A 13,851-nucleotide genomic window follows, 5' to 3' on the forward strand; every position below is an offset into this window, starting at 1 on the left:
GCGCGAGTCAGCCTCTACCGAACGGGGGTCAGCCTCGCCAGGGCAGCTCGGCCGTGACCGTCGTCGGGCCGCCGGCCGGGGAGTCGATCACGAGGACACCGTCCACCGCGTCCAGCCGCTCCGCCAGTCCGGCCAGGCCGCCGCCCGCCTCCGGCGACGCCCCGCCCCGGCCGTCGTCCGTGACCTGGAGCATCAGCCGGTGGGCCGTCCGCCACACGTCGACCGTGGCTCGGGTCGCCCGGGCGTGCTTGCTGATGTTCTGGAGGAGCTCCGAGACGGTGAAGTACGCGATGCCCTCGATGGCCTGCGCCGGCCGCGCGTCCAGGTCCACCTCGACCTGCACCGGCACGGTGCAGCGGGAGGCTATGGAGGAGAGTGCGGCGTCCAGGCCCCGGTCGGTGAGGACGGCGGGGTGGATGCCGCGAGCGAGGTCGCGCAGTTCCTGGAGGGCCACCTTCACCTCGCCGTGCGCCTCGTCCACCATGCGGGCCGCGGCCTCGGGGTCGTCGGCCAGCTTCTCCTTCGCCAGCCCCAGATCCATGGCGAGGGCGACCAGGCGGGCCTGGGCCCCGTCGTGCAGGTCGCGCTCGATCCGTCGCAGGTCGGCGGCTGCGGTGTCCACGACCACGCCCCGGTCCGACTCCAGCTCGGAGACTCGCGTGGCCAACCGGGACGGGCCCAGCAGACCGGTCACCATCAGCCGGTCCACCGACAACAGCCCGCGCACGATCCACGGCGTAGCCATCACCAGCACCAGCCCGACACCCCCGACCATCGCCAGCTCGAAGGGCGAGTCCAGATACTCCCGGTGAGCGCTGTCCCCGTACAGCTGGACGCCGCCCTGCCCCCCGAACACCGGGAACAGCCAGAACCACAGCGGGTACGTCAGCGCCGTCAGACCGGTCGACCAGAGCGTGACCGCGACGACGAACGTGAACGTGGACCACGGGAATTGCAGCAGCGTGTACAGCAGATGCCGCCAGGACACCCCGCTCTTGAGGATCGCGCCCATCCAGGACATCGGGCCGCCGGTCTTCCCCCGCACCCGCTCCGGGGCCGCCACCTCCACCCCCAGCAGGCCGCGCGCCCGGTGCCGCTCCAGCACCCCGAAGCCCCGGCAGACGGCGAGCCCGGCCGCGAGGACCGGTATCCCGACGAAGGCGACCAGCAGGCCCGCGCTCATCGACACCATGGTGACCGCGAAGGAGAACATCACCGTGCTGAGCGGGAAGCTCAGCAGCGTGTAGAGGAGCTCGCGCCAGGTACGGGCCTCCAGGGGCGCACGCAGCGGCGCGGGGAGGAAGTGCGTTGCCGGGGGCTTCGCCCCGAAGCCGGTGCCGGAACCCAGATGCTCCCGGTCCCGCGTGTCCGGTCCGTATGCCGTGGCCATGAGTCCCGTCCGTTCCGTCTCTGTCTCAGTCTCTCAGTGGGCTGTGCGTGTGGCTGTTCAGCGTTCTTCCTCAAGGGTGCTGGCCGGCGGCCTTCCGCACCATGAGGCCCTTCTCCGTATCCGACCGGGGGTTTTCCCCACCCTCGGCGCTCAGGCAGTCAGGAGGTCCTGCGGCCGGAGGGCCCCGTGAGCGGGCGTCCGGAGATCCGGGCGCGCCAGGGCAGCTCGGCGGTGACGGTCGTGGGCCCGCCCTCCGGCGAGTCCAGGACGAGCACCCCGTCGACCGCGTCCAGGCGCTCCGCGAGCCCCGCCAGCCCCGTGCCGCCGCCGTCCAGCCGGGCGCCGCCCCTGCCGTCGTCCGTGACCTGGAGCATCAGCCGGTCCTCCGCACGCCACACCTCGACGGAGGCCGACCGCGCGGCGCTGTGTTTGCTGATGTTCTGGAGGAGCTCCGAGACGGTGAAGTACGCGATGCCCTCGATAGCCTCCGCCGGACGCTCCCGCAGCCCCACCGACACCGTGACCGGCACGGTGCAGCGGGAGGCTATGGAGGAGAGTGCGGCGTCCAGGCCCCGGTCGGTGAGGACGGCGGGGTGGATGCCGCGGGCGAGGTCGCGCAACTCCTGGAGAGTGGCCTTGATCTCGCCGTGCGCCTCGTCCACCATGCGGGCCGCGGCCTCGGGGTCGTCGGCCAGCTTCTCCTTCGCCAGCCCGAGCCCCATGGCGAGGGCGACCAGGCGGGCCTGGGCCCCGTCGTGCAGGTCGCGCTCGATCCGTCGCAGGTCGGCGGCTGCGGTGTCCACGACCACGCCCCGGTCCGACTCCAACTCGGCGATGCGCCGCTCCAACTCGTCCGACGGCGACAGCAGCCCGCGCACCATCGCCCGGTCCACCGTCGCCAGCCCCCGCGCGATGAACGGCAGCACCGGCCACAGGACGAGCAGGCCGACCAGCGTCACCGCGAACGTCAGCACCCCCCACGGCAGTCGGACGAACCCGTACAGCAACGCGCGCCAGCCCACCGGGTCCTTCAGCCCCGCCCACAGCCGGGCGAACGCCCCCTGCCCCCGGTGGCCGCGCCCCAGCGGACTCGGCTCCTCCACCCGTACGCCGAGCATCCACCGCGCCCGCCGCCGCTCCAGCCGGCCCAGCAGCCGGCCGCCCTGGAGCCCGCCGACCAGCAGCGGCAGACCGACCACGGTGACGGAAAGCCCGGCGCCGACGCCGACCACGAGGATCGTGTACACGAACCCGACGACGGCCACCGGGAGATCGGCGAGCAGATACGCGACCTCGCGCCAGGTCCACCGGTCGAGGGCGAAGCGAGCGGGTGGCAACCGGACGGGGTCCGGCGGAGAAGGGCTCATGGTCATACCCACAGCCTGCCGGGCCGTACCCGCGCACACCATGGGGCTCATGGGTGGGGGTGAAGTAGGGATAACCCCACCCGATGCCCGACGCGGCTGCTTACGCCCCGTTTAGCAGGCCCTAGACTCCCGTCCGTACAGAACAGGTACGTGGGACAGCACGGGTACGCGGGACAAGACGGGTACGCGGGACAGACGCGGACGACGAGGGAGTGAGGGCGGACGTGGCCGACGTTACGGACGTGACCGGCATGGCGGACGGGTTCACCGCCGTCGCCGCCTCGGAGTACTTCCGGAGCTACTCCGTCATCGGCCTGCTCGCCGTGGTGGGTGTCCTGTTCGTCGCCGTGGCCTTCGGCGCCGGACGGCTGCTGCGCCCCGTCGTCCCCACCCCGGAGAAGCTGCTCACCTACGAGTGCGGTGTCGACCCGGTCGGCGAGGGGTGGGCGCACACCCAGGTCCGCTACTACGTCTACGCGTTCCTGTACGTGATCTTCGCCGTCGACTCCATCTTCCTGTTCCCGTGGGCCACGGTGTTCGCGGCACCCGGATACGGGGCGACGACCCTGGTCGAAATGTTCATCTTCCTCGGCTTCCTCGCCGTAGGACTGCTCTACGCATGGAAGAAGGACGTCCTCGCATGGGCCTGACGAACCGACCGGCCCCCGCGTCGCAGGAGCCCGTGCCCGCGACGCCGCCCTCCGCCGCGTCGCCGTCCGACGCGGTTCTGCTCCCCGAGCCCAAGCGCCTCGGCGTGCTCTCCCGGCTCGCACCGGAGCCGATGAAGGTCGTCCTCAACTGGGGCCGCCGCTACAGCCTCTGGGTCTTCAACTTCGGACTCGCCTGCTGCGCGATCGAGTTCATCGCCGCGTCCATGGCGCGCCACGACTTCATCCGGCTCGGCGTGATCCCGTTCGCACCGGGCCCCCGCCAGGCCGACCTCATGATCGTGTCCGGCACAGTGACGGACAAGATGGCCCCGGCCGTGAAGCGGCTCTACGAGCAGATGCCCGAACCCAAGTACGTCATCTCCTTCGGCGCCTGCTCCAACTGCGGCGGCCCCTACTGGGACTCGTACTCCGTGACCAAGGGGGTCGACCAGATCATCCCGGTCGACGTCTACGTACCCGGCTGCCCGCCCCGGCCCGAGGCGTTGCTCCAGGGCATCCTCAAGCTTCAGGAGAAGATCGCGCGCGAATCGCTCGCCGAGCGGTACGCCCCCGGAACACCCGGTGGCGGCCCGTCCACCGCGGCCCTGCGCAGCGACCTGGTCGCCGCGCCGATGCCGCCGACCGACCTCACCGGCACCACCGACACGGCTGTCGTCGATGCGACACCGGACGCGCCCGTCGGGCACCCGAAGCCGAACCCGAGCCCGAACCGGAAGCCGGACGAGTCGCTGGACAAGGCACCGGACGAGACGCCGGACGAGGAGGGGCCGCGATGAGCGACTCGGACCGGCGCACGGCACCGGCGGACGAGGCGGCTGAGGTGGGCGGTGCGGCTGAGGCGGGTGGTGCGTACGACCGGCTGCCGGACGCGGTCACCGATGTGTTCGGCGACGGGTCCACGGCGGAGTCGGCGTACGACCTGCTGACCGTCGACGTTCCCGCCGCGGCCTGGCTCACCGCGCTGCGGACCGCCCGCGACGAACTCGGATGCACCTACTTCGACTGGCTCAGCGCCGTGGACGAGCCGGGCGTCGGCTTCCGCGTCTGCGTCCACGTCGCGGCCCTGGGCACGGGGACGGTACGGCGGCTGATGGTACGGACGACCGTGCCGCACGACGCGGCCGTCCTGCCCAGCGCGGTCGATGTGTACGCCGGTGCCGCGTGGCACGAGCGCGAGACGCACGAGATGTTCGGCGTCGCCTTCGACGGCCACCCCCATCTCGTACCGCTGCTCCTGCCGGAGGGCTTCGAGGGCCACCCGCTGCGCAAGGACTTCGTCCTGGCCGCGCGCGTCGCCAAGGCATGGCCGGGGGCGAAGGAACCGGGGGAGCCGGCGGACGGCCACACCGGGCCCAAGCGTCGCGCGATGCTCCCGCCCGGTGTCCCCGACCCGAACGAATGGGGCCCCTTGAAGGGGCAGCTTCCCCCGGCCGCCCCCCGCCCGGCCCGCGCCGCCCGCACAGCGGCCGACCGCCCGCCCCGCCGCACCCGCAGCGCGAGCGAGGGATCGGCGGCCCAACGCCCCACGGCGACGGGCGCGGAGTCGCGTACGGAGACCGGTACGGAGGCGCGGACGGCCCCTACCGCGGGGCCCCCTGCGGCGACCGGTGGCGAGACGAGCCCGGAGACCGGCACCGAGGTCCCCGCGACGCCGGAAGCGGCCCCGGCGCCCCGACCGCGCCGTTCCCGGTCGGCTTCGGAGGGTTCGGCCAGCCAGAACGTGGGCCATGATTCCTCGACGCCGCCCCCGGCAGGCCCTGCCCGCCGTTCCCGGTCGGCATCCGAGGGCTCGGCCGGCCGGCAGCGCCCCACCGGCGGCCCGGCGGAGGCACCGACCGCACCTGCCCGGCGTTCCCGGTCGGCCTCGGGCGGTTCGGCCAGTCAGCGTTCGGCGCCGGACGCGCCCGATGGCGCGCCGAAGTCTTCGCCGGACGCGCCCGGTGGGGCCACGCGGCCCGCGCGCCGGGTGCGCAGCACGGACGCCCCGTGGCACGACGCCCGACCGGCGTTCGACGAGCCCGCCCCCGCACAGCCCGAACCGGGCCGGCCCACCCCACAGCCCGCACCGGAACACGGCGCACCGGAGCAACCCTCTCCGGCGGAGCCCGAACCGGAACACCGCGCACCGGAGCAACCCTCCCCGGCGCAGCCCGAACCGGAGCGCCGTGCACCGGAGCAACCCTCCCCGGCGCAGCCCGAACCGGAGCGCCGTGCACCGGAGCAACCCTCCCCGGCGCAGCCCGAACCGGAGCGCCGTGCACCGGAACATCCCGACCGAGACCACCCCGCCGGAGGCGATCCCGAGTGAACGACGTTCTGGACGTCGCCCTCCGTCTGGCCATCGTCTTCGTCGTGTTCCTGGTCGCCCCCCTCCTCGTGGGCCAGACGGAACACAAGGTGATGGCCCACATGCAGGGCCGGCTCGGCCCCATGTACGCGGGTGGCTTCCACGGCTGGGCCCAGCTCGTCGCCGACGGCGTGAAGTTCGCGCAGAAGGAGGACGTGGTCCCGGCCGCCGCCGACCGCCGCGTCTTCCAGCTCGCCCCCGCCGTCGCCCTGCTCCCGTACCTGCTCGTCCTCGCGGTCATCCCCGTCGGACCCGGCGACGGCGCGGTGGGCCAGGCCGTGGACGCGGGCATCTTCTTCGTACTCGCCGTCATGGGCATCGGCGTGCTCGGGTCGCTCATGGGCGGCTGGGCCTCCGCCAACAAGTTCTCCCTCCTCGGCGGCCTCCGTACCGCCGCACAACTCCTCTCGTACGAGCTGCCGATGCTCCTGGCCGCCGCCTCCGTGGCCATGGCCGCCGGTACGGTCTCGCTCACCGGCATCCTCGACGGCTTCCAGTGGTGGTGGCTGCCCTGGCAGATCGTCGGCGCGCTGGTCTTCTTCGTGGCCGGTCTCGCCGAACTCCAGCGCCCCCCGTTCGACATGCCGGTGGCCGACTCCGAGATCATCTTCGGCGCGTACACCGAGTACACCGGTCTGCGCTTCGCCCTGTTCCTCCTCGCCGAGTACGCGGGCATCGTCGTCCTGTGCGCCCTGACCGCCGTCCTCTTCCTCGGCGGCTGGCACGGCCCGTTCGGCGCCGACGGGCTCGGCTGGCTCTGGACCCTGCTCAAGACCGCCGTCCTCGCCTTCGTGGTCATCTGGCTGCGCGTCAGCTACCCGCGTCTGCGGGAGGACCAGTTGCAGAAGCTCGCCTGGACCGTCCTCGTCCCGCTCGCCCTCGCGCAGATCGCGCTGACCGGCATCGTGAAGGTGGCGATCAACTGATGCCCCCGCTCCCCGGATCCGGCCTGGCCAAAGGTCTCGCCGTCACCCTGCGCACGATGACGAAGAAGACCGTCACCGCGCAGTACCCGGACACCCAGCCCGAACTCCCGCCCCGCTCCCGTGGCGTCATCGGGCTGTTCGAGGAGAACTGCACGGTCTGCATGCTCTGCGCCCGTGAGTGCCCCGACTGGTGTATCTACATCGACTCCCACAAGGAGACCTCCCCGCCCGCCGCCCCCGGTGGCCGCGAGCGCAGCCGGAACGTCCTCGACCGCTTCGCCATCGACTTCTCCCTCTGCATGTACTGCGGTATCTGCATCGAGGTGTGCCCCTTCGACGCCCTGTTCTGGTCGCCCGAGTTCGAGTACGCGGAGACGGACATCCACGAACTCACCCACGAGCGCGACAAGCTCCGCGAGTGGATGTGGACCGTGCCGGAGCCGCCCGCACTCGACGCCGCCGCCGAGGAACCGAAGGAGTACGCCGCCGCCCGCAAGACCGCGGACAGGCTCGCCGCCCAGATCGCTGAGGAACAGCGGCAGAAGCAGCAGACGGACGAGAAGGGAGGAGGAACCTCGTGACGCTGCTCACCGCCACCGCCACCGCCACCGCCACCGCCGACGCCGGTGTGCTCGCCGCCGCGGCCGCAGGCGACCACCCCGGCTTCCTCTCCCCGTCCGGTGTCGAGATCGCGTTCCTCCTCGTCGGCCTCGTGACCCTCGGCGCAGCCGTCATCACCGTCACGACGAAGCAACTGGTGCACGCGGCCCTCTGGCTCGTCGTCGCGCTCGGCGGGCTGGCCGTCGAGTACCTGCTGCTCACCGCGGAGTTCATCGCCTGGGTGCAGGTACTGATCTACGTCGGTTCCATCGTCGTCCTCCTCCTGTTCGGGCTGATGCTCACGCGGGCCCCCGTCGGCCGCTCCCCGGACGCCGACTCGGGCAACCGCTGGGTCGCCCTCGGGGTGGCCGCCGCCGCAGCGGTGGCCCTCGTCTGGGTCGTGGCCGATGCCTTCCGCACCACGTGGATCGAGCTCGACGGGCCGGCCCAAGGCTCCACCGAGGTCACCGGCGCCTTCCTGTTCCGCAACTGGGTCCTGCCCTTCGAGGCGCTCTCCGTCCTGCTGCTCGCCGCCCTCGTCGGCGCGATCGTGCTGTCCCGCAAACGCGACACGGACACCGGCACACGCGCCCGCACAGGTACCAACACACGCGCACGCACACGCACGGGCATGAACACCGCCGCCGGTACCGGCGCGGACACCTCAGCCCGCCCCCGCCCCTCCCGCACGCCCGGCGCATCCCGTGCTCGCACGCCCCGTCCCTCCGGCGCACCCGGTCAGCAGGAGGAGCAGAGCTGATGCACCTCGCCTATCCCGCCGTGCTCGCCGCCCTCCTCTTCTGCGTCGGCCTGTACGGCGTCCTCGCCCGCCGCAACGCGATCCTGGTCCTGATGTCCGTCGAGCTGATGCTCAACGCCGTCAACCTCAACCTCGTCGCCTTCGACGTCTGGCTCCGCGACACCCTCCACTCCGGCCAGGCACTCACCCTCTTCACCATCGCCATCGCCGCCGCCGAGATCGGTATCGGCCTTGCGATCGTCCTGGCCGTCCACCGCAACCGGGGCACCTCCGACATCGACCGGCTCCGCGACACCGCCGAGACCGACGCCGCCGAAACCCTCCCCGAGACGGCCGGGGCCCGTGACGCAGAGCCCCGGGACGCCGCAACACCCCCCGACCGGGCGGGCGGGAGCACCGGGAAGACGAAGAAGGCAGAGGCCACCGCGTGACCACCACGACCCTCGCCGCCCTCGTCCCCCTCCTCCCGTTCCTCGGGGCCCTCGCCGGGCTCGCCGTCGGCCGTACCGCGCCCGGATTCGTCCGCCCGCTGGCGATCCTCCCGGTCCTCGCCTCCGCCGTACTCGCCGTGGTCGTCGCCGCCCGCCAGGGCGGCGGCCGGGCCCTCGACGCCGCGACCCAGCTCACGCCCACCGGCTCGGTCCCCATCGACCTGGCGCTGCACCTCGACGGCTTCGCCGTCCTGGTCGCCGTGCTCGTCACCGTGGTCGCCGCCTGTGTGCAGCTCTACTCCACGGCGTATCTCCGCGACGACGCCCGCTACCCCTCCTACGCCGCCCTCGTCTCCCTCTTCACCGCCGCGATGCTCCTGGTCGTCTACTCCGGCGACCTGATGGTTCTCCTGGTCGGCTGGGAGATCATGGGCATCTGCTCGTACTTCCTCGTCGGCCACTACTGGGAGACGCCCGAGGCCCGCGCCGCCTCCCTCAAGGCGTTCCTGGTCACCAAGCTCGGCGACGTCCCCTTCCTGATCGGTCTGTTCGCGCTCGCCGCCGACACCGGCAGCTTCCGCATCACCAAGATCCTCGCGGCGGTCGGCAACGGCGGACTCGACCACCCCACCGTCATCGCCCTGCTGCTCCTCGCCGGCGTCGCGGGCAAGTCGGCCCAGTTCCCCCTGCACACCTGGCTCCCCGACGCGATGGCCGGCCCCACCCCCGTCTCCGCGCTCATCCACGCGGCGACGATGGTCGCCGCCGGCATCTACTTCACGGCCCGCCTGCTGCCCGTCTTCGCGGCCTCCGGCGCGGCGCTCCTCGTCCTCGCCGTGATGGCCGCCGTCACGATGATCGGGTCCGGGCTCGCCGCCCTCGCCCAGGACGACATCAAACGCGTCCTCGCCTACTCGACCATCGGCCAGCTCGGCTACATGTCGGGCGCCCTCGCGGTCGGCGACCGGGGCGCGGCCGTCTTCCACCTGATCTCGCACGGTGCGTTCAAAGCCGTCCTCTTCCTCGCCGCGGGCGTCGTCATCCACGCCGCCGGCACCAACTCGCTGGCCGCCATGTCCCGGATGAGCGGCCTCGCCCGTCGCATCCCGGACGCCTACTGGACGATGACCGTCGCCCTCCTCGCCCTGGCCGCCATCCCGCCGTTCGCCGGCTTCTTCTCCAAGGAAGCCGTCCTCGTCGCCGCCGAGCACACCGCGCTGGGAGACCGGACCGTCGCCCCGGCCGCCGCGGGCTGGACGATCCTGGTCGCCGGACTCCTCGCCGCCGTCCTGACCGCCGCCTACGCCGTACGCCTCTGGCTCCTCGCCTTCCGGGGCCGCGGGGCCGAAGCCCCCGACCACGGCAAGCAGCCCCTCGCCATGACCTCCGTCCTGTGGATCCTGGCCGTCCCCACCATCGGCTTCGGCCTCACCGCCGGCCTGCTCGGCGACTGGTTCGACGGACACGGCCTCACGCCGTCCCTCACCACCGCCGTCCTGTCCACCGGTGTCACGCTCGTCGGCGGTCTCGTCACCTACGGCGCGTGGCGGCACACCACGGCCCTCGCCGCCCGCACCCCCATCGGCGCCGTCGCCGCGCACCCCGGCGCGGAGCCCGCCCTCGTCGAAGCCGAGGCCATGACGTCCCACACCGCTGTCTACGGCACCATCGGGGCCGCTCCCGACCCGGCCGACCCCGGCAGGCTCCTCCTCGGGCCCCTCCACCGCCCCGCGGCCACCGGATTCCACCTCGACGCGCTGTACTCGGCACTGTTCGTCCGGCCCGTCCAGGGTGCCGCCCGCCTCGTCCGCTTCCTGGACCGCGAGGTCGTCGACACCTACGTCAACGGAACGGGCGCCGTCACCCGCTTCCTGGGAGCCGCCGTCCGCCGGGCCCAGACCGGCAACGTGCAGACCTACGTCAGCGCCCTGCTCGCCGGGTCCCTCGTCCTGGCGATCGCCGCCGTCGTCTTCGCCAACGTCAACGCGGGGTCGTGACCGTGATCGATATCAGCCCGTCCGTGATGCAGTTCCTTCTGGCGTTCATCGTCGTGGCCCCGCTCCTCGGGGCCGCCGCGGCCCTGCTCCCCGCCCCGCCCGGCCTGAAGGGCACGAGCCCCGACCAGGCCGTGCTCCGCCACGGCGTGACCGTCACCGGGGCCGTCCTCATCGCGGCGATCGTCCTGGTCGCCGGCTTCGACCACGGCCACCCCGCCACGATGCAGGCCACCACCGACATCAGCTGGATCCCGGCGCTCGACGTCCGCATCCACCTCGGCATCGACGGCATCTCGCTCCCCCTCCTGGTCCTGACCGCGCTGCTGACCTTCCTCTGCGCGCTGTACAGCTACTTCAAGCCCCCCGCAGGCCCTTCACCGAAGGCGTTCGTCGCCCTCGTCCTCGTGCTGGAGTCCGGCACCCTCGCCACCTTCGCCGTCCTCGACCTGCTGCTCTTCTTCCTCGCCTTCGAGATGGTCCTCATCCCGATGTACTTCCTCATCGCCCGCTGGGGCGGCGACCGGCGGCAGGCGGCCGCCTGGAAGTTCATCCTCTACACGCTGCTCGGCTCGGTCGTCATGCTGCTGGGCCTCCTCCTCATCGGACTGAGGAGCGGCACCTTCGACATGGTGGCACTCGCCACTGACAACGGCCGGGGCCTCACCACATCCGTGCAGGTCATCGCCGTGCTCGCGATCGGTCTCGGCCTCGCCGTGAAGACCCCGATGTGGCCCCTGCACAGCTGGCTCCCGGACGCCCACACCGCCGCCCCCACGGTCGGCTCGGTGCTCCTCGCGGGCGTCCTGCTCAAGATGGGAACGTACGGGTTCGTCCGCATCCTGCTCCCCGCCGCGCCGGACGGCATGCGGACGTTCGCGCCCTACCTCGCCGCGTTCGCCGTCGTCGGCATCGTCTACGGCTCCCTCGCCTGCCTGGCCCTGGCCCGTACCGGCGCCCGGGGCGACCTCAAGCGGCTCATCGCCTACTCGTCGGTCGGCCACATGGGCTTCGTCCTGCTCGGCATCGCCACCATGACCCCCACCGGAGTCAACGGCGCCCTGTTCGCCAACATCGCGCACGGACTCATCACCGGCCTGCTGTTCTTCCTGGTCGGTGCGGTCAAGGACCGTTACGGCACCGCCGACCTGGACACCCTCGCCGGAGCGACCGGGGCCGCCCTCTACGGCCGCGCGCCCCGCCTCGGCGCCCTGCTCGCCTTCGCCGCCATCGCCTCGCTCGGCCTGCCCGGACTGGCCGGTTTCTGGGGCGAGATGCTCACCCTGTTCGGCGCGTACAGCCCGGCGGAAGGGCTCAGCCGTCCCGCGTTCCGCACCTTCATGGCCGTCGGGGCGTTCGGCACGCTGCTCACCGCCGCGTACATGCTCATCGTGGTCCGCCGCGTCTGCATGGGGGAGCACACACCCCACTCCCGACGGACACCCGGCGCCCTGGCCCCGGCCGCCCCAGCAGCGCCGGACGCCCCGGACACCGCACCGGCCGGGGCCACGCCGCGGGCCGCGACCGTCCCTGCTTCCGCCACCACCGCGCAGCCGGCCGACATCCAGCCGTACGAAGCCGCCACCTGGACCCCGCTCGTCGCGCTCACCGTCCTCGCCGGACTCTGGCCCGCCGTCCTCCTCGGCCTCACCGACCCGGCCGTGCAGCAGCTCCTCTCGGGAGGCAAGTCGTGATCGTGGACCCCGGTGCCACCGCCGGCACTCTCCTCGCGCAGGCACCCGGCACGCCCGACATCGGCGCAACCGCCGGAAGCCTCGCCGTGGCCGACACCTCCAGCCTCGGCGCAACCGCCGGAAGCCTCGCCGCAGCCGACGCCCCCAGCCTCGTCCAGTCCATCGACTGGCTCGCCATCGCGCCGCCCACCCTCACCGCGGCGGCCGCCCTGCTCGTCCTCGTCGCCGACCTGTTCCTGCCCGCGCCCCGCAAACGGCTCCTCGGCTACGGAGCCCTCACCGCCCTCGCCGCCGCCCTGGCGCTCCTGATCCCCCTGCGCTCCGGCGACCGGTCCACCTTCTGCGTCACCACCGGCACCCAGGCGTGCAGCTACACCGTCGACCACTTCACCGTCGTCATCCAGGCCCTCGTCCTCGGCGGCGCGTTCCTCACCGTCCTGCTCTCACTCGACGACACCCGCACGCTGCCGGCGGGGGAGTACTGGTTCCTGCTCCTGGCCTCCGCCGCCGGGGCCGCCCTCCTGCCCGCCGCACGTGACCTCGCCACTCTCGTCGTCGCCCTCGAAGTCGCCTCCCTGCCCGCCTTCGCCCTCGTCGGCATCAAACGCGGCGACCGGCGCTCCTCCGAGGCCGCGCTGAAGTTCTTCCTCTCCTCCGTCGTCGCAACCGCCGTCATGCTGCTCGGCGTCAGCTTCGTGTACGCCTCCACCGGCACCCTGCACCTCACCGAGGTCGCCGCCCGCCTCGACGACGTGCCCCCGGTGCTCGACACCCTCGCCAAGACCGGCGTGGCTCTCACCCTCGTCGGCTTCGCCTTCAAGACGGCCGCCGCGCCCTTCCACTTCTGGGTCCCCGACACCTACGTGGGCGCGCCCCTCCCGATCGCCGCGTACCTCTCCGTCGTCGGAAAGGCCGTCGGGTTCTCGGGCCTCATCCTGGTGACCGTCATCGCCTTCCCCTCCTACGCCGACGTCTGGGGGCCCGCCCTCGCCGTCCTCGCCGCGCTCACCATGACCGTCGGCAACGTCGCGGCCGTCCGCCAGCGAGCCGACCGCGCCCGCAGCGCCGTCAGGCTCCTCGCCTGGTCCTCCGTCGCCCAGGCCGGCTACCTGCTCGTCCCGATCGCCGCCGCCGCGTACTCCAGCGACGAACAGATCGGCTCCACCGTGGCGTACGCCCTCATGTACGCCGTCGTGAACCTGGGCGCGTTCGCGGTGGCCGCGCTCGTCTCCCGTACGCACCCCGGCCACCGGCTCTCCGACTACCGGGGCCTGTACGCCACCCGCCCGGCGGCCGCCCTGGCGCTCGGGTTCTTCCTGCTCTGCCTGGCCGGACTGCCGCCCGGCATCATCGGGCTCTTCGCCAAGGTGACCGTCTTCTCGGCCGCGGTCGACGCGGGCCTCGGCTGGCTCGCCGTCGTCATGGCCGTCAACGTGGTGATCGCTCTGTATTACTACCTTCAGTGGACCGCGGTCCTCTTCCGCGCACCGGACGGAACCCCGGAAGCGGCCGGGCCGGACACCGGGAAGCCGGCCGTCGCCCCAGCGCGCCGATTCCACGCCCCCACCCCCCTCACCACCACGATCGCCCTCACGGCCGCCACCGGAATCCTGCTCTCCGGTGCCCCGCAGATGGTCCTGCGCTTCGCCGCGGTCAGTCTTTTCTGAGCCC

The 13,851-nt window shown here is 72.6% G+C and carries 12 protein-coding genes; 10 read left to right on the plus strand and 2 right to left on the minus strand.

Annotated features, from left to right (window positions below; genetic code table 11):
- Nucleotides 1–28 precede the first annotated feature (28 nt).
- Together QFZ71_RS18100 and QFZ71_RS18105 are read right to left on the minus strand one after the other, a co-directional pair.
- A complete protein-coding gene (locus QFZ71_RS18100) occupies nt 29–1,390 on the minus strand; it encodes a sensor histidine kinase (RefSeq protein ID WP_307669245.1) in 1,362 nt (453 codons plus the stop codon).
- Nucleotides 1,391–1,548: 158 nt separating this feature from the next.
- Nucleotides 1,549–2,763: a sensor histidine kinase gene (locus QFZ71_RS18105; RefSeq protein ID WP_307669246.1), complete on the minus strand. Its 1,215-nt coding sequence runs from the start codon at nt 2,761–2,763 to the stop codon at nt 1,549–1,551.
- Nucleotides 2,764–3,008: 245 nt separating this feature from the next.
- Here QFZ71_RS18105 and QFZ71_RS18110 point away from each other — a divergent pair, with 245 nt between their 5' ends.
- The 10 genes from QFZ71_RS18110 (at nt 3,009) to QFZ71_RS18155 (ending at nt 13,847) form a co-directional block, all read left to right on the plus strand.
- A complete protein-coding gene (locus QFZ71_RS18110; protein ID WP_307671503.1) occupies nt 3,009–3,407 on the plus strand; it encodes an NADH-quinone oxidoreductase subunit A in 399 nt (132 codons plus the stop codon).
- The gene (locus QFZ71_RS18115) at nt 3,398–4,204 is read left to right on the plus strand and encodes an NADH-quinone oxidoreductase subunit B (RefSeq protein ID WP_307669247.1); all 807 of its coding nucleotides are present in this window, start codon (nt 3,398–3,400) and stop codon (nt 4,202–4,204) included. Before QFZ71_RS18110 ends, QFZ71_RS18115 begins: the two co-directional genes overlap by 10 nt.
- Nucleotides 4,201–5,736, plus strand: coding sequence for an NADH-quinone oxidoreductase subunit C (locus QFZ71_RS18120; RefSeq protein ID WP_307669248.1), 1,536 nt, complete (start codon nt 4,201–4,203; stop codon nt 5,734–5,736). Before QFZ71_RS18115 ends, QFZ71_RS18120 begins: the two co-directional genes overlap by 4 nt.
- Nucleotides 5,733–6,701 carry a complex I subunit 1 family protein gene (locus QFZ71_RS18125; protein ID WP_307669249.1) on the plus strand — a complete coding sequence of 323 codons (969 nt, stop codon included), beginning with the start codon at nt 5,733–5,735 and terminating at the stop codon, nt 6,699–6,701. The genes QFZ71_RS18120 and QFZ71_RS18125 overlap by 4 nt, the downstream gene beginning before the upstream one ends.
- A complete protein-coding gene (locus QFZ71_RS18130) occupies nt 6,701–7,282 on the plus strand; it encodes an NADH-quinone oxidoreductase subunit I (protein ID WP_307669250.1) in 582 nt (193 codons plus the stop codon). The genes QFZ71_RS18125 and QFZ71_RS18130 overlap by 1 nt, the downstream gene beginning before the upstream one ends.
- Before the next feature lie 2 nt (nt 7,283–7,284).
- A complete protein-coding gene (locus QFZ71_RS18135) occupies nt 7,285–8,061 on the plus strand; it encodes an NADH-quinone oxidoreductase subunit J (protein WP_373465200.1) in 777 nt (258 codons plus the stop codon).
- On the plus strand, nt 8,061–8,492 hold the full coding sequence (gene nuoK, locus QFZ71_RS18140) for an NADH-quinone oxidoreductase subunit NuoK (RefSeq protein WP_307669251.1): 432 nt from the start codon (nt 8,061–8,063) through the stop codon (nt 8,490–8,492). Before QFZ71_RS18135 ends, nuoK begins: the two co-directional genes overlap by 1 nt.
- Entirely contained in the window at nt 8,489–10,489 is a 2,001-nt protein-coding gene (locus QFZ71_RS18145; protein ID WP_307669252.1) for an NADH-quinone oxidoreductase subunit L, read from the plus strand. Before nuoK ends, QFZ71_RS18145 begins: the two co-directional genes overlap by 4 nt.
- Entirely contained in the window at nt 10,486–12,180 is a 1,695-nt protein-coding gene (locus tag QFZ71_RS18150) for a NuoM family protein (protein WP_307669253.1), read from the plus strand. The genes QFZ71_RS18145 and QFZ71_RS18150 overlap by 4 nt, the downstream gene beginning before the upstream one ends.
- Before the next feature lie 86 nt (nt 12,181–12,266).
- Nucleotides 12,267–13,847, plus strand: a complete 1,581-nt coding sequence (locus QFZ71_RS18155; protein WP_307671505.1) for an NADH-quinone oxidoreductase subunit N — start codon at nt 12,267–12,269, stop codon at nt 13,845–13,847.
- Nucleotides 13,848–13,851: the final 4 nt, after the last annotated feature.

It is taken from the genome of Streptomyces sp. V2I9 (assembly GCF_030817475.1).
Classification (GTDB): domain Bacteria; phylum Actinomycetota; class Actinomycetes; order Streptomycetales; family Streptomycetaceae; genus Streptomyces.